This is a genomic window from Providencia sp. PROV040 (genome assembly GCF_032706145.1).
Taxonomy (GTDB): Bacteria; Pseudomonadota; Gammaproteobacteria; order Enterobacterales; family Enterobacteriaceae; genus Providencia; species Providencia hangzhouensis.
Genome location: NZ_CP120530.1, coordinates 3,393,335 through 3,417,431, shown reverse-complemented (window position 1 = coordinate 3,417,431; position 24,097 = coordinate 3,393,335). Strand labels below are relative to the sequence as shown.

Annotated in this window: 20 protein-coding genes; 11 read left to right on the top strand and 9 right to left on the bottom strand. The window is 39.2% G+C overall.

Annotated elements, in window-relative coordinates; genetic code table 11:
- Window positions 1-189: 189 nt before the first annotated feature.
- The 6 genes from apbC (at window position 190) to asmA (ending at window position 6,521) form a co-directional block, all read left to right on the top strand.
- Complete coding sequence (apbC, locus tag P3L40_RS15840) at window positions 190-1,302, top strand: iron-sulfur cluster carrier protein ApbC (protein WP_004256506.1); 1,113 nt, start codon at window positions 190-192, stop codon at window positions 1,300-1,302.
- Window positions 1,303-1,508: 206 nt separating this feature from the next.
- Complete coding sequence (locus P3L40_RS15835) at window positions 1,509-2,069, top strand: LemA family protein (RefSeq protein ID WP_004256501.1); 561 nt, start codon at window positions 1,509-1,511, stop codon at window positions 2,067-2,069.
- An 86-nt stretch (window positions 2,070-2,155) separates the two neighbouring features.
- Window positions 2,156-3,112: a zinc metalloprotease HtpX gene (htpX, locus tag P3L40_RS15830; RefSeq protein ID WP_210852894.1), complete on the top strand. Its 957-nt coding sequence runs from the start codon at window positions 2,156-2,158 to the stop codon at window positions 3,110-3,112.
- Window positions 3,113-3,290: 178 nt separating this feature from the next.
- Window positions 3,291-3,935 carry a uridine kinase gene (udk, locus tag P3L40_RS15825; RefSeq protein WP_004256495.1) on the top strand — a complete coding sequence of 215 codons (645 nt, stop codon included), beginning with the start codon at window positions 3,291-3,293 and terminating at the stop codon, window positions 3,933-3,935.
- A gap of 38 nt (window positions 3,936-3,973) precedes the next feature.
- Window positions 3,974-4,555, top strand: a complete 582-nt coding sequence (gene dcd / locus P3L40_RS15820) for a dCTP deaminase (RefSeq protein ID WP_004909269.1) — start codon at window positions 3,974-3,976, stop codon at window positions 4,553-4,555.
- Between the two features lie 127 nt (window positions 4,556-4,682).
- Window positions 4,683-6,521: an outer membrane assembly protein AsmA gene (asmA, locus tag P3L40_RS15815; protein ID WP_196731832.1), complete on the top strand. Its 1,839-nt coding sequence runs from the start codon at window positions 4,683-4,685 to the stop codon at window positions 6,519-6,521.
- Window positions 6,522-6,568: 47 nt separating this feature from the next.
- Here the strand turns inward: asmA and P3L40_RS15810 are convergent, their stop codons facing one another.
- Together P3L40_RS15810 and P3L40_RS15805 are read right to left on the bottom strand one after the other, a co-directional pair.
- Window positions 6,569-7,225 carry a hypothetical protein gene (locus P3L40_RS15810; RefSeq protein ID WP_136134431.1) on the bottom strand — a complete coding sequence of 219 codons (657 nt, stop codon included), beginning with the start codon at window positions 7,223-7,225 and terminating at the stop codon, window positions 6,569-6,571.
- Between the two features lie 182 nt (window positions 7,226-7,407).
- On the bottom strand, window positions 7,408-8,991 hold the full coding sequence (locus tag P3L40_RS15805) for a TerC family protein (RefSeq protein ID WP_004256484.1): 1,584 nt from the start codon (window positions 8,989-8,991) through the stop codon (window positions 7,408-7,410).
- Window positions 8,992-9,233: 242 nt separating this feature from the next.
- Here P3L40_RS15805 and gndA point away from each other — a divergent pair, with 242 nt between their 5' ends.
- A complete protein-coding gene (gndA, locus tag P3L40_RS15800; RefSeq protein ID WP_004256481.1) occupies window positions 9,234-10,640 on the top strand; it encodes an NADP-dependent phosphogluconate dehydrogenase in 1,407 nt (468 codons plus the stop codon).
- A gap of 190 nt (window positions 10,641-10,830) precedes the next feature.
- Entirely contained in the window at window positions 10,831-12,012 is a 1,182-nt protein-coding gene (locus tag P3L40_RS15795; protein ID WP_210852881.1) for a multidrug effflux MFS transporter, read from the top strand.
- Window positions 12,013-12,099: 87 nt separating this feature from the next.
- Here P3L40_RS15795 and P3L40_RS15790 read toward each other — a convergent pair whose 3' ends face one another.
- Complete coding sequence (locus tag P3L40_RS15790) at window positions 12,100-15,249, bottom strand: M66 family metalloprotease (RefSeq protein ID WP_210852879.1); 3,150 nt, start codon at window positions 15,247-15,249, stop codon at window positions 12,100-12,102.
- Window positions 15,250-15,550: 301 nt separating this feature from the next.
- Between P3L40_RS15790 and P3L40_RS15785 the strand changes: the two genes are divergently transcribed.
- A complete protein-coding gene (locus P3L40_RS15785; RefSeq protein WP_136134434.1) occupies window positions 15,551-16,192 on the top strand; it encodes a CatB-related O-acetyltransferase in 642 nt (213 codons plus the stop codon).
- Between the two features lie 49 nt (window positions 16,193-16,241).
- On the opposite strand, the gene P3L40_RS15780 is transcribed toward P3L40_RS15785, so the two are convergent.
- Window positions 16,242-16,718: a YbaK/prolyl-tRNA synthetase associated domain-containing protein gene (locus P3L40_RS15780; protein WP_210852934.1), complete on the bottom strand. Its 477-nt coding sequence runs from the start codon at window positions 16,716-16,718 to the stop codon at window positions 16,242-16,244.
- A 349-nt stretch (window positions 16,719-17,067) separates the two neighbouring features.
- Between P3L40_RS15780 and P3L40_RS15775 the strand changes: the two genes are divergently transcribed.
- Both P3L40_RS15775 and P3L40_RS15770 read left to right on the top strand, forming a co-directional pair.
- Window positions 17,068-19,245: a TonB-dependent receptor gene (locus tag P3L40_RS15775; protein ID WP_210852877.1), complete on the top strand. Its 2,178-nt coding sequence runs from the start codon at window positions 17,068-17,070 to the stop codon at window positions 19,243-19,245.
- Between the two features lie 67 nt (window positions 19,246-19,312).
- A complete protein-coding gene (locus P3L40_RS15770) occupies window positions 19,313-20,287 on the top strand; it encodes an ABC transporter substrate-binding protein (protein ID WP_409373454.1) in 975 nt (324 codons plus the stop codon).
- A gap of 34 nt (window positions 20,288-20,321) precedes the next feature.
- Here the strand turns inward: P3L40_RS15770 and hisIE are convergent, their stop codons facing one another.
- Genes hisIE through hisB form a run of 5 tightly spaced genes read right to left on the bottom strand, consistent with a single transcriptional unit; the run spans window position 20,322 to window position 24,088 of the window.
- Window positions 20,322-20,933, bottom strand: coding sequence for a bifunctional phosphoribosyl-AMP cyclohydrolase/phosphoribosyl-ATP diphosphatase HisIE (hisIE, locus tag P3L40_RS15765; protein ID WP_136134436.1), 612 nt, complete (start codon window positions 20,931-20,933; stop codon window positions 20,322-20,324).
- On the bottom strand, window positions 20,927-21,703 hold the full coding sequence (gene hisF / locus P3L40_RS15760) for an imidazole glycerol phosphate synthase subunit HisF (protein ID WP_136134437.1): 777 nt from the start codon (window positions 21,701-21,703) through the stop codon (window positions 20,927-20,929). The genes hisIE and hisF overlap by 7 nt, the downstream gene beginning before the upstream one ends.
- Window positions 21,685-22,422 (bottom strand): 1-(5-phosphoribosyl)-5-[(5-phosphoribosylamino)methylideneamino]imidazole-4-carboxamide isomerase, encoded by a 738-nt coding sequence (hisA, locus tag P3L40_RS15755; protein ID WP_136134438.1) that lies wholly within the window; start codon window positions 22,420-22,422, stop codon window positions 21,685-21,687. The genes hisF and hisA overlap by 19 nt, the downstream gene beginning before the upstream one ends.
- Window positions 22,423-22,427: 5 nt before the next feature.
- On the bottom strand, window positions 22,428-23,021 hold the full coding sequence (hisH, locus tag P3L40_RS15750; protein ID WP_110591383.1) for an imidazole glycerol phosphate synthase subunit HisH: 594 nt from the start codon (window positions 23,019-23,021) through the stop codon (window positions 22,428-22,430).
- On the bottom strand, window positions 23,021-24,088 hold the full coding sequence (hisB, locus tag P3L40_RS15745) for a bifunctional histidinol-phosphatase/imidazoleglycerol-phosphate dehydratase HisB (RefSeq protein WP_210852875.1): 1,068 nt from the start codon (window positions 24,086-24,088) through the stop codon (window positions 23,021-23,023). Before hisB ends, hisH begins: the two co-directional genes overlap by 1 nt.
- Window positions 24,089-24,097 lie beyond the last annotated feature (9 nt).

The window sequence follows — 24,097 nt, the reverse complement described above, 5'->3', positions numbered from 1 at the left end:
GGTATAAAATATTAATTGGAAATTTGTTTGAAAAAGAATTTTTACCTCTTCGTGGCTTTTCCTATCTCGATATAATAACTTTCTTCCTGTTCTCTGTTATGATTAATCTCAGTCAAAGTATATCCGCCCAATTTTCTGTAACTTATTCTAGGATATACATAGTTCAAAAATATAAATAAAGGAGCCGGGATGAACGATAAATCCCCCGAGCAGAACAAACCAGAACTGCTGACTGAACAAGTCTCCAAAGTTTTGGCTTCATTTACACACCCAACACTGCAACGTAATTTGATTTCTATCAAAGCGTTACATCATTGTGCAATGTTGGACAACGTGCTGCATGTCGAATTAGTTATGCCATTCGTTTGGAAAGGGCCGTTTCAAACTTTAATTAGCGAAAAAACTGCTGAATTAAAGCAACAAACAGGGGCTCATGCTGTTGAATGGAAACTGCGCCATGACATCACCACATTAAAACGTGCAAATGATTTGCCGGGTATTAATGGTGTTCGTAATATCTTAGCCGTCAGTTCGGGTAAAGGTGGTGTTGGTAAATCCAGTACTTCTGTGAACTTAGCGCTCGCACTGGCACAAGAAGGGGCGAAAGTGGGGATCCTTGATGCGGATATTTACGGCCCATCAATTCCAAATATGTTAGGCACAACTTTAGAGCGCCCAACCTCCCCAGATGGTCAGCACATGGCGCCAATTATGGCGTATGGCTTGGCGACAAACTCAATCGGTTACTTAGTGACTGATGATAACGCGATGGTCTGGCGTGGCCCAATGGCAAGCAAAGCGTTGATGCAAATGTTGCAAGATACGTTATGGCCTGATTTGGATTACTTAGTTATCGATATGCCACCGGGAACAGGTGATATCCAGCTAACACTTTCTCAAAATATCCCAGTAACCGGTGCTGTTGTGGTGACGACTCCACAAGATATCGCCTTGGTCGATGCCATGAAAGGCATTGTGATGTTTAAGAAAGTCAATGTCCCAGTGCTGGGTGTTGTTGAAAATATGAGCGCACATATTTGCAGTAATTGTGGCCATGTTGAGCCAATTTTCGGTACTGGTGGTGCTGAGAAATTAGCCGAAAAATACCATACTAAATTATTGGGGCAGGTTCCTCTGCATATTTCTTTACGTGAAGACCTTGACCGTGGCCAGCCTACTGTTATGCGTGATCCTGAAGGTGAATTTGCAGATATCTACCGTGAAATTGCTTCGGGTATTTCAGCTTTGATGTATTGGGAAGGGGATAAAATCCCAACAGAGATTTCTTTCCGCGCCGTTTAATCGGTTATAGAGAAAAAAGGCTATTTAGTTTATCACTAGATAGCCTTATTTATTGTTGATACTTTTCTTTACTAAACGTGTTTTTTTAACCTTCTATTTTTCTGAATTGTTTGCGGAACATTTCTTTATTGAGTCATGTTCGCGTAGAATAACCACATCTTTTATTTAATCAGTTTTCTTTCTACGGGCAACCCGAAAAGGTGACTATGAAATTTTTAATTTTTATTGTTGTCGTGGTGCTGATCGTTATTTATTTTTATAACCGTATCGTCGCATTGCGAGAAGCTGTTATTTCGAGTGAAACAGAAATTTCAGTTCAATTAGATCGTCGTGGAAAAGTATTTGATAGCTTATTGGCAACAGTTAAAAAATATTTAAGCCATGAAAGCGAGGTGTTCAGTAAAATTACTGAGCTACGGACGCAAGCACAAACGGCGACTGGGGATAAAGCCCGTGAAGCCGAAGATGCGTTATCAAAAATGGTAACAAGTGGGGCAATTAATGTCGCGGTTGAAGCTTATCCTGAGCTAAAATCCGATGCAATTATGGCAAATTTACAAGAAGAAATCGTTTCTTCAGAAAATAAATTGTCATTTGCTAAACGTGGTTATAACCGTTCATTAGAAACTTATAATGCGTATATCGCTTCTATGCCTGCGGCACTCATTGTTGGCATTATTCCTAGCTTAAAAATTTCAAAGGAATATTGGCGTCTTGATGAAGAAACCATTAAGACTGAGGAATCACGTCGAATTAATTTTGATTAAAAGCCTTTAAACCTTTGAAGTGATAAATCATCGGGATGCCTTATGGTGTTCCGATATTTTATGAGTAGTAGATAACAGGTTACATTATGGATTTTAGAAACGTCATTCGTAAAAATAATATTCGCACACGTTTGGTGGTGATGAGCTATATTTTTTTAATGCTAATCATTGGATTACTGGCGGATATTGCAACACATCCAAATGAACAATTGGATTTGGTCGACAATGCGATGATGTTTGTGACACTTCATGAATTACCTATCGCCACTTTCATTGTTTTAGGTTTAACCTTCCTTGGGCTAATTTATATTCATTTTAGAGGCCATAAAATGATGTTAGCTGGGGTGAATGCCAGAGAAATCACCCAAGAAAATGCGAATATTCCCCAAGAAAAGCAACTTTTTAATATTATTGAAGAATTAAGTTTAAGTGCCAGCTTAGGCTATATTCCTCGCTTATATATTTTAGAAACGGACGAGCCTAATGCTTTCGCAGCAGGGTGGAATAATCGTAATGCACTTGTGGGGGTGACAAGAGGCTTATTACAGACACTTAATCGGCAAGAGGTTCAAGCCGTTCTTGCTCATGAAGTTGGGCACATTATTCACGGTGATTCAAAATTAACTCTGTACGTGGGGATTTTGGCGAATGTGATTTTAACCGTGACCAATTTATTTAGTCAGATTTTTATTCGAACAGCAGGGCGCAGTCGCAATAATGCGGCGAACAAAGCGCAAATGATCCTATTAGTTCTGAATTTTGTTTTACCGTGGATAACACAAATTCTCTATTTTTATTTATCGCGTACCCGTGAATATATGGCGGATGCCGCAGCGGTCGATCTCACTTCTGATAACCAAGCGATGATCAGCGCATTGAAAAAAATATCAGGGAAGCATGAAACCCATGATTATGATGAAACGAGTACAGGCCAAGCTTACCGTAAGGCCGCTTATATTTTTAATAAGGGCGATTCTGTGTTTTCAACTCACCCTTCGATTGAAAATCGCATTGCGGTATTAGAAGGAAAAAAACAGTTTTAGTGTATAAATGACATTTTGTACGCTTTGATTTACGGCATTTCCTATCTAATGGGTGTTTTTTTAGCGAACTTTGTTGAGGTATGCTGGAACAACACGCCATTACCCCCTATAATTCCGCCAACATAACATTTTGTTGTTGTGTATTTTCATTTCTAATATTTAACCAGGTTATCATTTTATGACTGACATAGCGCATCACTGTACCATTGTAGGTATATCGGGAGCCTCTGCATCTGGCAAAAGCTTAATTGCCAGTACGTTATACCGTGAATTAAGGGAACAGGTTGGTGATCATAATATCGGTGTTATTCCAGAAGATTGTTATTACAAAGACCAAGCCGATGTCCCAATGGAAGAGCGTCTTAAAGTAAATTATGACCATCCTAACTCGATGGACCACAGCTTGCTTTATGAACATCTCAAATCACTGAAAAGTGGCCAAGCAGTAGAAATTCCGCAATACGACTATGTCGCTCATACCCGTAAACAGAAAACCATCACGTTTAAACCTAAAAAAGTTATTATCATTGAAGGTATTTTATTATTAACAGATAAGCGCTTACGTGGTGAAATGGATTTTTCTATTTTTGTCGATACGCCACTTGATATTTGCTTGATGCGCCGTATTAAACGTGATGTAAATGAAAGGGGCAGAACGCTCGACTCCGTTATTGACCAATATAATAAAACGGTTCGCCCAATGTTTTTGCAATTTATTGAGCCATCAAAGCAATATGCCGATATTATAGTACCTCGCGGGGGAAAAAACCGTGTTGCGATTGATATCTTGAAAGCGAAAATTGGCGAATTCTGTCAAGATTAAACCGCGCAGAAATTAAAATAATGAAGGGGGAAACAACCATGCGTCTTTGTGACCGCGATATTATTCAATGGATGGATGATGGTAAATTAGTTATTAGCCCACGCCCACCAGTTGAACGAATCAATGGTGCAACTGCAGATGTTCGTTTAGGAAATCAATTCCGTGTTTTTCGAGGACACACGGCTGCATTTATTGACCTTAGTGGCCCTAAAGATGAGGTTAATGCCGCATTAGATCGCGTCATGAGTGATGAAATTGTGCTTGATGAAGATGAGCCCTTTTTCCTACATCCAGGTGAATTAGCACTTGCAGTGACGCTTGAGTCTGTTACGCTCCCTGATAACCTTGTCGGTTGGCTAGACGGGCGCTCTTCATTAGCGCGGTTAGGTTTGATGGTGCACGTAACAGCACATCGAATTGACCCCGGTTGGCATGGGCAAATCGTGCTAGAATTCTACAATTCAGGTAAATTACCGTTAGCGTTGCGTCCTGGCATGGTGATTGGCGCATTAAGTTTTGAGCCGTTATCTGGTAGTGCTGATCGCCCTTATAATAGCCGACAAGACGCTAAATATAAAAACCAACAAGGTGCTGTTGGTAGCCGTATCAGCGAAGACTGATAACCGGTGAACTTTGCGGAAATTGCGGCGTTTAATGGAGATTAAACAGGTAATTTCCGCCCATTTTCAGGGATAGGTGTGAGTTCATTTTTGTGGCGAGCGCAAGCGGAATTTAAGAGAGGGAAGGATGAAACGTTTTTTGACGACACTGATTATTTTACTCGTGGTAATTGTTGCAGGGTTAACCACACTTGTAATGTTGGTGAACCCGAATGATTTTCGTCATTATATTGTTGAACAGGTAGAGAAAAAAAGCGGTTATCAACTTGAATTCAACGGTGATATGCGTTGGCATGTATGGCCAACTTTAAGCATTATTACTGGCCCTGTTTCCCTTACTGCACCGAATGCCGCTAAACCCATACTAAGTGCAGATAATATGCGCTTAGATGTTGAATTATGGCCACTTATCTCCCATAAGCTTTCTGTTGAGCAAATTGTGATTGATGGTGCTGTTATCCGCAAAACACCGGATAGCGAAATCCAAACTCACCGTAATGCTCCTGTCGCGCCAGGTGGTGTGCCTACATCCTCCCCTTTACCAGAGAAAAATAGCTGGTTATTAGATATAGAAAAAATTAATATTTCTAATAGCTTAGTGATTTGGCAAACATCTAAAGATGAGTTTAACCTACGTAACATTGATTTATCACTGAAGAAAAGTGATAAAAAACAGGTCGCCGTTAAATTCAGTGGAAATCTAAATAAAAACCAACAAGAGTTTGTATTTAATCTACGTGCAGATATCGATTTATCGGATATTAATCAAAAGATTAGTGGGAAATTAACGCAATTTGATTATAAATTGAGTGGTGTTGATTTGCCTGAAAGTGGAATTGAAGGGCAAATAACAAGTGATTTTCTATACACCAAAGGGAAAGTAGAAAGTGCCAGTTTAAGCCATTTGGTGATAACGGCTAATGAAAGTGCCCTGTCAGGCGATGCTAGTATACAATTAGCCGATACCCCCAAAATAATGGTCAATTTAGTGGCCGAAAAATTAGATTTAGATAACTTACTGGGGACTGTGCCTAGCAGTACCCGTATCGAATCAGAGGTGAATAATAACCGTGTTGGTGTTAAACCGGTTATTTCTGGTGCAAATCCTCAACAATATGATTTATCTGGCTTGCAGGTATTTTCCGCCAATATCAATTTAGCCATTAACCAGTTAATCTATCGTGGAATGATGGTTAGTGACGTAGTTTTTGAGGCACAAAACCAAACACCTCGTTTGACGGTTTCAAAATTACAGGGTAAGGCATTTGGTGGTGCCTTCTCATTACCAGTGACATTTAATTACAGTTCAACGCCTGCATACGTTTCCGCAAGGCCGGATTTTAAAAATATCGACCTAACACCACTATTAAAAGCCTTCAATATGCCACAAAAATTAAGTGGGGTAATTTCGTTAAATGCTACATTATCGGGTGTAGGTTATGATGACCATGCAGTAAAAAATCAATGGCAGGGGCCTGTTAATTTTGAGTTAAGAAATGCAAAATTGCAGGGGTTGAATATTCCTTTATTAATTCAGCAATCCGTTTCCAGAGTAACCAATAAAATTAATGCACCAGTGAATACGGGTAACGTCACTGAGGTTGATTCCTTCACTGTAGCAGGGAAATTAAATAAAGGTAATTTGAACATTTCCTCTATGAATGCAATGTCATCCTTAGTGAATATTAGTGGGCAAGGCCGTATAAATATCCCTAATGAAACCATTGATGTCAATTTAGGGGTTAATATTGCTAACGGCTGGGGCGGTGATTCACGTTTAGTCCAGCAATTGCAAGCAATGACCATTCCACTGCGTATTTATGGTAGTTGGAATAATTTAAAATACCAATTAGATGTGGAAAAACTACTGCGTGATGAGTTACGGACTCAAGCCAAAGAAGCGCTTGGTAACTTTTTGAAGAAAGAAGAAAATAAAGGCTTGAATGATTTACTGAATGCGTTATAAACGAGAGAAACCGCCTAATGTAGGCGGTTTTATTCAAATATAACTGTTTAGTCATTAAATTTTGATGGTGCCTTTTCACCATTTATAAAATTATTCGCTTTATTTATATTATCAGTATAGGCTTGATTGTTTTTAATGCCATTGTACTTATTGCTATGATTTGCATGACTAATTTTATCATTAGCCATTGATAATTTATTATTCAATTGAGTGAGCGTTTTTTGTTTTGAACTATTATGTGCGTATGAAGAGCTATTTAACTTATTTTGATAGTTATTGACTGACGTCGTTAGCTCCTTTAGTTCTATCTTCAATTCATTGATTACATCCTTTTGGAAAGAACCAGGCATTTTGTCGCTTAGAATTGCGTCCAGTTTTGATTTAATCTTACTTAATCCAGCTGTAACGTTATTATTCAGTTTTGTTATGTCTTTTTTATGAACGGTTTTTTCGTCTGTTTTAGTCAAAATATTAACAGATTGAGTATCTGAAACTTTGTTAGGAGCTTCTTTACTAGAAAACTCTTTCATTTGGCTGACGTCTGAAAAACAGACTTTCTTTTTAGAGGCTACAGGGCATTGTTCCGCACTATTTTGAATACGGCTTGCTGTAACTGCAATTTTCCCTGATGATTTATTGGTACTTTTATTAATATTTGACGCTTGTAATGTATTTACATTTAGAGACTGACTATTTACTCGCATAGCATGACCTTTATAAAGTTTGGGTGTATTTAATGCTATGAATTATTCAGTGTTTCAATGTTTATTTCTTTTAAAAAACGATGTGGTTTTTTTATTTACTTTATTAAATTGTTATTTTTCACTAAAAATGAGGCAAAAAAATACCGACACAGAGGTCGGCATTTTTGTATTAGCGCTAAAGGTTAGTCATCTTCAAACTCATAACCATCCCCTTCAGGGGCAGGTGGCGTGATTAACACTTTATTGACTCGGTGGCTATTGACTTCCAGTGGTTGGAAAATACAACCATTGATAGTGACTTGCTCTCCCACTTCAGGAACACGTTGTAAGTGTTCCATTAAAAGACCCGCAATCGTTTCATACTCACGTTTATCGTCTAATTCCATAGGGATAAACATGATCAGGTCTTCAAGTGGCATAAAGCCGTTGGCAATCCAAGTACCATCATCCAGTTTTTGAATGTCGTGGCGTGAGTCATTTTCTTCATCACCAACCGGCAAGTTACCTGCGATCGTTTCCATTACATCGGTCAATGTCACGATACCTTCGATAGAACCAAACTCATCCACAACAAAGGCAAAGTGAGTATGCGCCTTACGAAACTGCTCTAACGCTTTTAACAGAGACAACCCTTCTGGGAATATCAATGGTTGGGTAATCAATGCACGTAAGTTTAATGGTTGGCCTTTTAATTGCTGTTTAACCAAATCCATTACATGTACTACCCCAACAGGTTCATCACTGATAGTTTCATCAATGACCACTAAACGCGAGTGTGGGTTTTTCTCCATTAATTGCAGTAAATCTGAAGATGATTTATTAATGTCGAGATAATCCACATCATGGCGTGAAGTCATAATGCTTTCTACGTTACGTTGTGCCATACCTAACACACGAGCAATCATCAAGCGCTCTTGTGGGTCAAAAACCGATTGATTATCAGCGATAAGGTCAGAAGTGTGCGGGTCTAATTCCCCACGCTCATTATTACCGCTAAGAATACGTAAGACCGCTTCTGCCGTACGTTCACGTAGTGGACGTGAGCCTTTAAGGAACTTACGACGGTTAAATTGGGCAAATTGATTTAGGACTTCAATCATGATAGAGAAGCCAATTGCAGCGTATAAGTAACCTTTCGGTATGGCATAGCCAAACCCTTCGGCAACTAAGCTGAAACCAATCATCAGTAAGAAGCTTAAACACAGTATGACAATGGTTGGGTGCTGGTTAACAAAGCTAGTTAACGGTTTACTTGCCCAAATCATTAATACCATAGCAATGGTTACAGCGGCAATCATTACGCCGATATGGTCAACCATGCCGACAGCGGTGATCACGGAGTCCAGTGAGAATACGGCATCAAGAACAATAATTTGTGCAACAACAGCCCAGAAATTCGATGTCTTTCTTTGAGTATTGGTGTGTTCGTCTTTCCCCTCCAACCGCTCGTTTAGTTCCATTGTGGCTTTAAACAAGAGGAATAGACCACCCACCAACATGATTAAATCTCGAGCACTAAAAGGATGCTCAAAGAGGGTTAATATTGGTTTCGTGAGGGTAATGAGCCATGACAAGCTAAATAGAAGCACAACACGCATAATCAGGGCTAATAAAAGTCCAGTTACACGGGCTCTATCACGCAGCTTTGGCGGGAGCTTATCTGCCAGAATGGCGATGAAAACGAGGTTATCAATACCAAGAACGATTTCTAGAACGATAAGGGTAGCGAGGCCCGCCCAAATCGAAGGATCTGCGATCCATTCCATACAGTTTGTTTTACCTTCTGATATGACGGCTTATACCGACGAATGAATAATGCGGTTTGTTGAATGAAATATCAATAAAAAATCACGCTAATTGGACAATTCTTGACAAAAATGGCCTTGTATACGTCATCGATTGCATCAATAACTACCATGCTGCCCAATCCTAGGTTAATATGTGATCCCGTTAACAGAATGTCAGCACGGTCGAGGCTGACTTGGTCCTAATCAGACAGGAGTTGTTCATGTCAAAGCAGCAGATTGGTGTTGTCGGAATGGCAGTCATGGGGCGTAACCTTGCGCTCAATATTGAAAGCCGCGGTTACTCAGTGTCTATCTTTAACCGTTCTAAAGATAAAACAGACGAAGTGATTGCCGAAAATCCAGGGAAAAAATTAGTTCCCAACTATACAATTGAAGAGTTTGTTGACTCTCTGGAAAAACCTCGCCGCATCTTGTTGATGGTTAAAGCGGGTGAAGCGACGGACAAAACCATTGCCTCGCTGACTCCTCATCTGGACAAAGGGGATATCTTAATTGACGGCGGTAATACCTTATTCACTGATACTATCCGTCGTAATCGTGAATTATCCGAACAAGGTTTTAATTTCATCGGTACTGGTGTTTCAGGTGGTGAAGAAGGCGCACTGAAAGGCCCTTCAATTATGCCGGGCGGGCAAAAAGAAGCTTATGAATTAGTTGCGCCAATCTTAAAAGAAATCGCAGCACAAGCCGAAGGCGAACCTTGTGTGACCTATATTGGTGCAGATGGTGCGGGCCACTATGTGAAAATGGTTCACAACGGTATTGAATACGGTGATATGCAATTAATCGCAGAAGCCTATTCATTATTAAAAGGTTCTTTGAACCTGAGCAACGAAGAGTTAGCTGGTATCTTTGCTGAGTGGAACAAAGGTGAGCTGAGCAGCTATTTGATTGAAATTACAGCAGATATTTTCAAGAAAAAAGATGAAGATGGTAAATATCTCGTTGATGTGATCCTTGATGAAGCGGCTAATAAAGGTACAGGTAAATGGACTAGCCAGAGTGCGCTGGATTTAGGTATTCCCCTGACTTTAATTACTGAATCTGTATTTGCGCGTTATATTTCTTTCTTAAAAGATCAGCGCGTTGCGGCATCTAAAGTATTAACCGGTCCAACCCTAAAAGCCGTTGAAGGTGATAAAAAAGACTTTATTGAAAAAGTTCGCCGTGCACTGTATTTAGGTAAAATTGTATCTTATGCACAAGGCTTCCAACAGCTCAAAGCGGCATCGGAAGAATATAACTGGGATTTAAACTACGGTGAAATTGCAAAAATCTTCCGTGCAGGTTGTATTATTCGTGCGCAGTTCCTGCAAAAAATTACTGATGCGTATAACCAAGATGCGAAAATTGCAAACTTACTGCTAGCGCCATATTTCAAGCAAATTGCTGACGAATATCAGCAAGCACTGCGTGATGTTGTCTGCTATGGCGTACAAAATGGTATCCCAACACCGACATTCTCAGCGGCTATCTCTTATTATGATAGCTACCGTTCAGCAGTATTGCCTGCAAACTTGATCCAAGCGCAACGTGACTACTTCGGTGCTCACACTTATAAACGTACAGATAAAGACGGTGTTTTCCACACTGAGTGGATGGAATAAAATTCGTTATCATTAATTTTTGATAACACAAAAGGCGCTAGGTTTAGCGCCTTTTTTGACTTTGAAGAGCCATAAAATATTTAATTTATCATTATAAGTAAATCATTAATTCGACGGTGGCTTTAGCTTTTCTATAATTTATTGTATCTAATATTTTAAAAATTAATTTTATCGAGTCTGGGCATGGTTTATGCGTAATTTTCTTATCTTATTACTTTTATTGGTATTACTTGGTCCATTAGGGATTGATTTATATTTACCAACAATACCTGATATTGCGAAGGATTTAGGAAGCAGTGAGTCGGTGATCCAGTCAACGATAGCATTGTTCATTCTTGTTCTGGGGCTAGGGCAATTGATTTCGGGCCCATTAGTCGATAGATATGGACGAAAACCTATCGCGATTTTGGGCATGGTGTTGTACATCGTTGGTGCTGGTGTTGCCATTGTAGCAACAACACCCACAGTATTTATTGCCTCGCGTTTATTGCAAGGGGTTGCAGTCTGTTGTACTTCGGTGGTGGCATTTAGCTGTGTACGTGACCGAATGAATGGCACAGAAGCGGCCCGCGCCTTTGGTTTTTTAAATGGAACATTGAATATTGTTCCTGCGTTAGCTCCGCTGCTCGGAGGCCTGTTAGCAGAAGCGTGGGGCTGGCGAGCACCGTTCTGGTTTCTTGCTTTGTATGCGTTAGTCATATTAGTGCTGATTGTTGCCTTTTTACCTGAAACTCGCCCAGCTAATTTGCCAAAAGCAAAAGTTATCCCACTGAAAACCTATTGGCGAATTTTGGGGAATCCTCAATTTATTATTTTTGCCTTAGTGAACGCAGGCACGATGGGTATGGCATTAACATATGTATCACTTGCACCAACTGTACTGATGGGGGATGCCCAGTTAACTCCGCTCGCGTTTTCTATAGTATTTGGTGTTAATGGTTTTTGGATCATGTTTGCCAGTTATATCGCTAATTATTTTATTCATAAAATAGGGCGGCCAACCTGTTTATTGGTTGGTAGTTCAATGATGGCAGTTGGCTGTTTAGGATTATTGCTAGGTTTTGTCGTATTACCGATAGAAATACAAAGCCATTGGTTAGTCTATATGTTGCCTGTCGCTTGTGCTTGTACAGGGCTGGCCTTTATGATGGGAACGGCAACCAGTTATGCTTTAGAACCGTTTGGTAATGAAGCAGGCACTGCATCTGCCTTAGTGGGTTTTGTTCAAATGGCAGGGGGAGCAACTCTCGGACTCTGTGCAATCAGTTTGCCTATCGCACCAAAAATATCATTAGCATTAGTTATGCTGGTTGGCTGTTTGTTTGGATTGCTTGCAAGAAAAAAGAGCTTATCTCTTGTTAAATCAATATAGAGTAGACCGTTTGAAGATTTTATTTTTCATTATGTCGTATATAGTTATCACTAATTAATTTAGTAATTAGTGATAACTTAGATAAAATTATGCAATATCACCATTAATCGTTGTTAGGAGTCTATTCTTCTTTATTTCAATTTCTCTAGAATGGACAATTTTATTATTAATATAAAGATTAGCTTTTATGGGGTTTAAACTTCGCTCAATATTAACATGAAATTTATTCATCATCTCTTCATTTGAACGGAAGTTATGAAGTTGGTACTGGCTTATTTTCCCATCTTCAAAAATAACCTCTAAATATGGCATTTGAGTGTCTATTTTTTTATCATGGCTATAAACCATACCATAAGAACCATATAAAGAAGGGTAGATATAGCTATCGATTACGTCTTTAGGGTCATAGAACCCCATTAAGGTCACAACAGGCACTCCTTGTTTATAGGGAACTTTATAGAGGATTGTTTCATTGTTATCTTTTCGATTCCAAGTGTAGCCATCTGAAATATAACAAATTGAATCATTTTTTTTAATTAATTCAATCTTGTTGTTAATATGAAGCTCACTATTGTAATCCGCGACTGATTCTATTCTTAAAATAGCACCCTTATTACTTTCATTTGCTAATGGAATGTTGATTTTTATGGCATGATAACCATTTCCATTATGAATAATAACGTTTTTGTTTTTTTTCAATAGTGAATTTAAATCGTTAGCTGTAATATCTGAACCATTTATTGCAGTAAACTCGATGGCGTTATATTGTGATAGTTCTAAATATGCATCTACCATCTCTTTTATTTCTGGATCCCATTTTTTATATCCTGTTTTTGATTTTTCACTAAATACATGCTGATTTTCAAATCTATTTTGAATTTCAATAAAAGAATTAGGTGTATAAGCGGTGTAAACGTTGTAACGCGCATCATAAGCTTCACCTCCATTCATTCCATCATGATTTAATGTACCATTTTTATACATATTTGGAATAAAATAGTTATTATCTGAATCCCACAGCCAGGTTGAATTTTTTTTATTTGCAGCTGCATGGGAGCCGCCTTCAACTCCCCCGTGATGATCACCTAAACCAAAATTGTGACCGAATTCATGGCTGATCTCATTATTATCTGTACTATATAATGTAGCTTTACCTCTACCACCAGACCAGCCGTGAACTACTCTACCATTTTTATACATTCCGACAGAGTTATAGGCAGTTATTTGGGGAGTTAGAACAAAGGAATCAGTGTCCGGAGCAGAACTATTTACACCATAATTTGCAGTGTTAACACCATCAGCATAAAAAGATTTAGTGATCAACTCTCTCATGCTGCCACTATGGCCTCCTCCCTCATCCGGTGCATTTTCTGTAAAAACTTGGCCATCAGGCATGACTACTTTTAACAAATGGATGGGTTCGTAGCGAGAAACAATTAGTTTACTGACTGGAACCGTTTGATAATATTGGCGATTTAATTCAAATTTATCTAGAAATAGAAGTGTATCTCTTGGTGGTGTAAGCAACCCTATATCAAAAGTATTAATGAGTAATTCATTTGGTGCACCTACATCAATGTTAGATAATATGCTTTTCTGACCTTGATAATTAAATTCAAGTTTTATTTCTGGATGGATATATTCTTTTGGGATTGTAGTAGACCATGTTTTATCTATATATTCCAAGTTGCTAATGAAATTTTCTTTGTTATTCTGATTAATAGGGATCCATTTTTTATCTAAATCATAGACAAAAAGGACGTTTTCACCTGTTTGTAACTTTATAGTGTTTTTTCCATAATGAATGTAACTGTTATACGATGCATTAGAGCTAAACAGTATTTTCTTATTATGGAATGCATCATTTTTATTTAATGTGAAGTCACGACTCCAATTACCATCACTAGTCAATATTTTTATTGAGTCATTATTCTTTATTAGATTATTTAAATAATTTCTTTTTTTCGAAGCCTCAATAATTAATTCATTTTTATCTAAAGTTAGATCAAATTTATTAGGGTATGAATAGTCGATTTTTGATTTGTTATCAAAAATAGGAATGTTTTCCCATTTGCCATCTGAATTACAATGGAATAATAATACACTGTCTTTTTTTAGCTCGAAAACTTTATTTGTAGTGTGGATGAATGTTGACTCTTTAGCTTCTGATGTGAAAATGATTTTTTTAGATGTGAATTTTTTATTTTTTTTTAGCGTGAATTTTTTGACTCTGTCATAATCCATTTTCATTATTTTTAAGGTGGGGTTTTCTTCTAGATTTTTCTCAAAAAAATCTGCATCTATTTTATTTATATTGATATCTGGCAGATTTCCAATTTCAAAATAAATAATTGGAAGAGAGTTTGAGTTTGCTTTTCTAGGTGGACTGTAATATTTCATTTGTTTAGCATCACTTTTTGTCAGCCAATACCCATTTTCATCACATATAAAACGAGTGGATGATTTTGACGGTAATATAGAAGTGTTATTGCCATAATTAACTTCAATATCGTTATTGTCAGTGTTGTGTAATGTTATAGTTTTACCTTTATATTTGATGCTGTTATTTAGAATGAAAGGTGTTTTTATATTGTTATGATTAAGTTTTAAATTTATTTTGTTATTATCTAAAATTGTTTCGTGTAAGTAATTTTGATTTTTGGATATTTCAATTAATTCACTGTTAGATCTCATGACAAGGTCGAAATTTACCGGTGATTTGAAATCACGAGGTAATAAATTAGTTTCTCTTATACTATTATTTGCAATTTTTGGTAGTTTAGATGGGGGAGATAGCGGTTTTTGCATGATTAAATTATGATTTTTATCATAAATGTTTAATTGAATTGGATTTTCTTCTGGGATATGAGTATGCGGTTTAAACATAATTAAAGTCTTACGTTCCTTAACTAGTTTTGGCTTACTATCTCCATCTATATGGAGTTTAGATGGAATAATATTAGCTTGGGCGAAAAATACATTTCCTTTTAATTCACCATCTACATCACTAGAGTGCTGGTTGTTATTAAAGTAATGATTGGTTTTCCCATTTTCAAAAAATGAGAGATTACCGAAGGATTTGTTTATTTCTGTTATTAAATGCCAATAATCTAGAATGGAGTTAGACTTATTTATAGTATCTATATAATAATCATTGTTTCCTATTGATAAAATATGGCTTTTTAAACTGTTAATCAATAATGATGGTGAAGTCGTACTTAAGTTTTTATTTGGCATAAAATATTATCTTATCTATTTGTTGTTTCGTAGAAGCTGGTCAAATTTTTAGTTGATGGTAAGATAAAATATCTTTAAAAAAAAGATGAATTGTTTAATAGTTACTCCTAAATGATACTCTAAGTATTGGAAAGCTCACCATGAGTGAGGAAATTAATATTATTTGAACTAGTGAGGTTAAAATGAATAACTCATTACTAAAAAAGCCAATGATTACTTAGTGTGATGTATTTTGAACGCGGATACATCACCATAGAATGCGTTCTATGGTAAATATAAACGAATTAAAAGGTTTAGTACCATGAATCAAAAGCATTGGTCAAAATACGAGCTCCTTCATGAGGTTGTACAAAATCCCAATATCCATATTAAAGGTAAGCATAGTTATTATAGCGACTGCTGGGATAACGGGTTTGAGCGGTCAGTTGTGCGTTATCTACAAGGTGATGAACAAAGCCGAGATTGGCAGCTAGCATGGAATGTTGACCAACTTTATATCGGTGATTATGTCTGTATTGGTAGCGAAGCTGTGATATTAATGGGAGGGAATCATACTCACCGAATGGATTGGTTTTGCTTATATCCTTTTCTTGAATTTATTGAAGAAGCTTATGTAGGAAAAGGGGATACAGTCATTGGTGATGGCGTATGGGTAGGCATGCGAGCCTTTATCATGCCCGGAGTTAAAATAGGTGAAGGAGCTGTAATTGCTGCTAATAGTGTAGTGGTCAAAGATGTCGAGCCTTACTCCATTGTGGGAGGGAACCCTGCAAAGCCGATTAACTACCGCTTCTCACACGATGTAATTACTGAACTATTAGCATTGAAAATCTATGATTGGTCGGAGGAAAAATTTACCGCATTAAAGCGGTTTATTTGTGGATCAGATTTTGTGGCATTAAAAAATGCCAGTCAGGAATATGATCAGCGATTGATTGGTTAATTTTACTTATTGATGGGTATTCTGTGGAATACCCTTTTTTAATACAAAACTATTTTTCTTCTGTGCGAATAAACTCAACTAAAGTCGGTGCGGCTATTCTTTGATAATCTTCTGTATTTAAAATAATAGAGCGCTCTAATGTACCGGCATTAAAAGCTAGTTCCTCAAAACGTTCAAATAATAGTGGGTCAGCAATTAACTTTAAGTTAGGGTGAAAACTAAAAGGCGGAATAGCCCCGAACACACATTGAGTGAGCTCATCGACTTCCTTTGGGCTTGCTAAAGATGCGCGGGTTCCACCAATGGCCGTGGCAACCTTATTTAAATCAGCCTGTTTATCAGCGGGTAAAATCGCCAGTACATGTTGGCGAACGCCATTTCCTTTTACATGGCATACTAGTCCTTTTGCCCCTTGCCCAAGCTGTGTGCCACGTATTTTTGCCACTTCTTCCGATTTCCCTGCTGTGGGGTGCTCCATCACACGATATTTTGCATTATTTTTATCAAGTAATTGTGTGAGTAGCATAAAAATAGAATTTTCAGACACTGTTTTTTCCCTTTAAAACCACATCAATAATAAGAAATGATAACAAGTTAATTAAGAGATACAACCGTGAAATATAGCGAGTCAAAAACATAAATTTGGGAAATATTATAAATTGCATATCAGATGCGGTTTTTAACTATATTGTTAATCTATTCTTGGGTTTTATTGTCATATCTTCTGGTGAATTAATTATTCAAAATAAAATCAATGAGTTATTTTTCCTTTTTTTTATCATGGTTGAGAATACATCTTATTAAGAATTGAGTTTGATCATTTACGCTGCATTTTATTATAGGTAATATAAAAATTTATATAACGAAAAGATAATATGACTCGTAAATTTAATTTATATCTCATTATGCCGCTTATTGCAGGGATCGCACCGTCTATTGTTGCAGCACAAGTTTCTGAGCAACTGGCTAAACCTAGGCAAGATAGAATGTTAGTCACCGCAGCACCAAGTGATGTAACCATGGAAGCACAGGCTGGTGCTGGCTTTTTCACATCGCAAATTGATATTGGCCCATTAGGCAACCGTGAGTGGATTGATACGCCGTATTCTACAACCACGATTAGCCGCGAAATGATTAATAATCAACAAGCTAAAAGTTTGAGTGAGTTATTGAAATATGCGCCAAGTACACAAATGCAAGCCCGTGGAGGGATGGATGTAGGGCGTCCACAAAGCCGAGGTATGCAAGGTGGCGTGGTGACGAATAGCCGGATTGATGACCTGTATATGGTGTCAACAACGGCATTCCCCGTGGAAATGTTGGATAGAGTGGACATTATTAATAGCTTGACGGGAGCATTGTATGGCCCTGCAAGTCCCGCAGGGCAGTTTAATTTCACCACAAAACGCCCAGAGGATATTCAGCGTTTTTCTTTAGGTTACCAAAGCCGTAATGCCTATAGTGGGCATGCTGATTTAGGCGGTTATTTTGATGCTAATAAACGTTTTGGATATCGCCTTAATTTGTTGGATGAAGAGGGAACAGGCAGCCTTAAAGAGAGCACATTACGCCGTAAGTTAGCCTCTGTGGCGCTTGATTGGAATATTCAACCGGGTACACAGCTTCAGTTTAATGCCAGCCACTATAATTTTGTGCAAAAAGGCTATGTGGGTAGTTTTAGTTATGGCTCTGCTATTAAATTACCAAAAGCACCTAATCCACAAGATAAAAATTTAGCTTTGCATACCGCAGGAAATGATTTAACCACTGATACCGTTAGTACTCGATTAATTCATGATTTTAATGAGGATTGGACACTAAAAGCGGCAATTGGCTATCAGCAGGCGGATAGAGCGATGCGTACGGTGACCAGTACCATTCAAGATAACAATGGGAACATTAGCCGCTCATTAAGTGATTCCCCCGCATCGGGACGTTTTCGTGTGTTGAGTAATTCAGTGGTAATTAATGGTCATGTAGACACAGGTTCTATTGGTCATGATTTATCATTAGCGACGAATGGCTATGTTTGGTCGATTTATAGTGCAAAAGACAAGAGCGTGAGACGTGATTTAGGGCAAACCAATATGCACCGCCCGTCGCCAATGGAAGAGCCATCGGATGGCAAAATTCATACGGGAGGTTCACGTTATAAATCAGCTGAAAATAGCCAACAAAGTATCACTATCGGTGACACAATCACGTTTGATTCACAATGGTCAGCCATGTTTTATCTCAGCCAAAGTTGGATTGAAAGCCGTAGCTTTGATAAACAAAACCACAAAACCAGCCAGACCAATGACCATGGTCTCAGTCCTCAAGCAGCATTGATGTATAAAATCACTCCTCAAGTGATGACTTATATTAGCTATGCTGATTCGTTAGAAGAGGGTGATACCGCACCGATGAATCAAAACCTGAAAAATGAAGGGCAGACTTTAGACCCTTATCGTAGCAAACAATATGAATTGGGTATTAAAGCCGATGTAGCCGATTTAAACCTTAGTGCTGCAGTATTCCATTTGGAGCGGCCATTTGCCTACGCGGGGGATGACAACGTGTTCCGCAAACAAGGTGAACAAGTAAACCGAGGGCTAGAGCTCACGGCAACCGGCCATGTTTGGCAAGGACTAAATGTCTATAGCGGCGTGACTTTCTTAGATCCAAAACTCAAAGATACCAAGTTAACGACAACGCGTGATAAACGTGTTGTTGGTGTGCCGAAAGTTCAAACGAATATGTTAGTGGAATACAGTTTACCGACGATGCCAGAACTGGTGTACAGCGCTAATGTGCACTATACAGGAAAACGAGCCGCTAATGACACTAATACTAGTTGGGCAGGTAGCTACACAACATTGGATCTAGGGACTCGTTATAGTACAAAAATCAATCAAGTGCCAACGACAGTCAGATTATCCGTCAATAACGTAACGGATGAGCGCTATTGGGCTTCCATTTTTCCATCGGGTATCAATGGAGAAGGGAAAGGGGGTAGTGCTTTTTTAGGTTCAGGCCGTGAAGTTCGCGCAACGGTTACGTTTGATTTCTAATTATAACAGTCTAGGAGTATGCCGTTTTACGTTAAGGTGAAACGGCGTGAAAAATATGAGAAAAACCATTTTTCTGCAATCGGTCATTTTACTGTTTGGACTACTAATGAGTAGCGCAATACAGGCGAAGACAGATAACCCCGAATTGCGTATTGCAACACCGTGGCCAGCACAAAATACTATTATTATGATGCTAGGTTACGGTGAGCAAATTGTCGGCACATCGATGATCGCGAAAAAAATTCCATTATTTCGCCAAATGTTACCCAATATTGATGATGTTCCAGTGATCAGTATTAGCAATCAATTAAACCCAGAACAAATCATTTCATTACGTACGGAGTTACTGTTCATTGCTAAAGGAATGGAAGTCCCACAACGTGATTTATTAGAAAATGCAGGGGTGAAAGTGGTTGAATACCCAGCGAATTCATTAAAATCGTTACAAGAAAGGGTTCAAGCCACAGCAAAAGAGCTGGGCCCTGATGCGCAAAGTAAAGCTATTGAATATCAACGCTATTTTGACCGTAATATCGTATTAGTTAATGAACGACTAAAAGGGCTCACTAATGCAGAAAAACGGACGGTATACCACAGTATGGGGAACGTGTTATTTACGTCTGGCCGCCCATCATTAAATCAAGATTGGATGGATTTAGCAGGGGCGAAAAACGTGGCAGAAACCTGGTTTTCTGACAAAAAAAATAACTCTGGTGAAGTCTTGTTAGAAACCATTATTAGCGCAAACCCTGATGTGATTGTGGCGATGAATAAAGAAGATGCTAATATCATACGAACATCTTCCCAATGGAAGGCAATGAGCGCAGTAAAAAACCAACAGGTGTATGTAAACCCAAAAGGGATGTTTTGGTGGTGCCGTGAAACTTCAGAAGAGGCCTTACAATTTCTTTGGTTAGCACAAACTCTTTACCCAGAGCGCTTTGTGGATATCGATATGAAACAAGAAACGGCTGATTTCTATCTGAAATTCTTTGGTATTTCATTGAGCGATGCACAAATCGATAATATTTTGCATCCATAAAATAAAACTGCCAGCGAGGCTGGCAGTTTATCGATTACTGATGGCGCTCTTTTAACCGCTTGATGATTGTGCTTAAATCGAGGTCTTGGTCTTGCAACAATACCATTAAATGGTACATCAAATCCGCGGCTTCGTTAGTCAATTCAGCGCGGTCATTGACGGTTGCCGCCAGAGCGGTTTCAACACCTTCTTCACCCACTTTTTGAGCAATACGTTTAGTACCGCTAGCATATAAACGCGCGGTATAGGAGCTTTCAGGAGAAGCGGTTTTTCGCTCTTTGAGTAATGTTTCTAACTCAAATAAAAAGCCCCAGTCACTTTGTGCGGGCGCGAAGCAGCTTTGTGTACCGTTATGGCAAGTTGGGCCATCCGGCAGTGCGAGAGCCAGTAGCGTATCACTGTCACAATCAGGGTAGATATCCACCAAATTTAGAAAATGATTGGAGGTTTCGCCTTTCGTCCACAAACGTTGTTTTGTGCGAGAGAAAAAAGTGACTTTACGGCTGTCTAAGGTGACTTGCAATGCTTCTGGGTTCATATACCCAAGCATTAGCACGTCACCTGAAACTGCGTGTTGTACGATAACAGGCATCAGGTTATCGACTTTTTGCCATGCAAGTTGGCTGCATTGTTCTGTGGTTAACATACTCTAATTTGAACTCCGTTTTCGGCTAGGTATTGTTTTAAGTCACCGATATTAATAATTTGTTTATGAAATACAGAAGCGGCTAAAGCACCATCAACACCTGCGTTAGTGAAGGCATCAAGAAAATGTACTTTTTCACCTGCGCCGCCAGAGGCAATCAAGGGCACTTGGCAGACGTCACGGACTTTTTTGAGTTGTTGTAGATCATACCCTTGGCGTACACCATCTTGGTTCATCATATTTAACACAATTTCACCCGCGCCACGTTGTTGTACTTCTTTTACCCAATCAAGGGTTTTCCACGTGGTTTGTGTGGTACGCTTTTCATCGCCAGTAAATTGGTAAACGAGATATTCACCTGAGCTATCATCGAACCAAGTGTCAATACCGACAACGATACATTGTACGCCAAAGCGTTCAGCTAAACGGCTGATTAATGTAGGGTCGGATAATGCCGGGGAGTTGATGGAAATTTTATCTGCACCAAAAGACAGAATTTGCGCGGCATCGTCAACGCTTTTAATCCCACCTGCAACACAAAAAGGAATATCAATCACTTCGGCGACTTTGGCAACCCAGCTTTTGTCTACCACTCGGCCATCAGAAGAGGCGGTAATATCATAAAACACCAGCTCGTCTGCGCCTTCTTGGGCATAGCGTTGTGCTAATGGAACAATATCACCGATGATTTCGTGATTACGAAATTGGACACCTTTAACCACTTGCCCATCACGGACGTCTAAGCAAGGAATTATGCGTTTTGCCAACATTTGATTGCCTCCGTAACGGTGAATTTACCTTCTAATAGTGCACGACCAACAATCACGCCAGCTGCACCAGATGGCGGAATAGCCGCGATATCATCTAGATCGCCAATTCCCCCTGATGCCTGAAAGGCAATATCAGGGAATTTTTGGCTAATTTCTTGGTATAAATTCACATTAGAACCCGCCAATGTTCCATCTTTGGAAATATCAGTACAAAGGACGTGTTTTAAGCCATAAGGGCGATATATTTCAATGGCTTGCTCTAAGGTTAAATTTGAATTCTCCTGCCAGCCGCTAATGGCAATTTCTTTTACGCCTTTGTCATTAATTCGTACATCTAACGCAAGTACAATGGCTTCCCCACCATAGGTTTCAAACCATGTTTTGACTAGCTCCGGTTTGGTCACTGCCGTTGAGCCGATGACGACACGGGTCGCTCCGGCTTCCAGTAAGGCTCTAACATCTTCTTCGGTACGAATACCACCACCAACTTGTACGGGAACACTCACGCCAGCTAATAATTTTTTGAGCAGTGGAATTTGGCGTTTTTGCGGGTCTTTCGCACCCGTTAAATCCACGAGGTGCAATAGTTTTGCCCCTTCTTTTTCATATTGCTGCAAACGTGGGAGTGGGTCATTGCCATAATCAGTTTGTTTGGCGTAATCCCCTTGATGCAATCGCACCACAGTGCCATCGATTAAATCTAATGCGGGAATGATCATGGTAATTACATCTCCAAAAAGTTTTGAATCAAACGTGAACCTGCTGCGCCAGAACGTTCTGGATGAAATTGGACACCATAGAAGTTATCGCAATTCACGGCACTGCTAAACGGATTGCCATATTGCGTTTGCGCGATGGTATTGCTGGAAATAGGCATCGAATAACTGTGTACAAAATAGAAATAGGCATTATCAGGGATATCCCTAAACAAGGGGGTTCCTGCTAAGGCTTTGACTTGGTTCCAACCGCTATGAGGAACTGGAAGCCCATTGGCATCCATTTTTTGTACAGGGCTATCAATTAACCCCAGTAGTGGCACTGTAGATTGGCCTTCTTCACTAAAAGAGCCGAGTAGCTGCATGCCTAAACAGATACCTAACACCGGTTGGGTAAGTGCTTTGATTAACGGAACTAATTCACGTTCAGTGAGCTTTTCCATGGCTGCGCTAGCAGTACCAACCCCCGGCAAAAAGACTTTGTCAGCTTGTAAAATAGTATTGGTATCACGGCTCACCACAGGGTTATAGCCTAGGCGTTTCACCGCATAAGCCACGGAGGCTAAATTTGCACAGCCGGTATCAAGGATGACAACGTTCATTACAGAACCCCTTTCGAGCTAGGTAACGTATCCCCTTCAACACGAATTGCTTGGCGCAATGTGCGGCCGAAAACTTTAAACAAACTTTCGGCTTTGTGGTGATCGTTTTTCCCTTTGGTTTTCAGGTGTAATGTGCAACCCATGGCATAGGAAAGTGAGCTAAAGAAGTGCTCAATCATTTCTGTGCTTAAGTCACCGACGCGTTGGTATTTAAACTCGGCTTTGTATTCAAGGTGCGGGCGACCTGAAATATCCAGTGCACAGCGCGCTTGGCATTCATCCATTGGCAGAACGAAACCAAAACGTGCGATACCGCGTTTATCACCCAGTGCCACTTTCAATGCTTCACCTAGTGCAAGACCGGTGTCTTCAACCGTGTGGTGGTCATCGATAAATAAATCGCCATTCACTTCAATGTTTAACCGGAAACCGCCGTGAGTCGCGATTTGGTCTAACATGTGGTCAAAGAAGCCTACGCCAGTGCTAATTTTGCTGCCGCCTTCTTGGTCCAGCCACACTTCAACTTGGATATTGGTTTCTTTTGTTACACGCTTCACCAGTGCATGGCGGTTGCGTTTGGTTAATTGCTGGGTGATGGCCTCCCAGTCAAGTTCTGTTGGGTTATAACGTAACCCTTTGATACCCATATTTTTAGCTAATTGAATATCTGTTTCACGGTCACCAATCACATAGCTGTTTTCGCTGTCTAATACGTTGCTGTCTAAATAGCGCTCAACTAACTGCAATTTAGGTTTACGGCAAGCGCAGTTATCTTCGGGCTTATGTGGGCAAATTAACACTTCATCAAATTTAACGCCTTGGGACTCAAATACCTGCATCATTAAATTATGAGGGGGTTCGAAATCTGCTGTTGGAAAGCTATCGGTGCCTAAGCCGTCTTGATTGGTTATCATCACTAAACGGTAATTGGCTTTTTGCAGAGCAAGTAAGCTAGGAATAACTGCTTTTTCAAAGGCGAGTTTACTTAAACTATCAACTTGAAAGTCAGTTGGCGGCTCGGTAATTAATGTTCCATCACGGTCGATAAATAAAATTTTCTGGCTCATGAATCATTC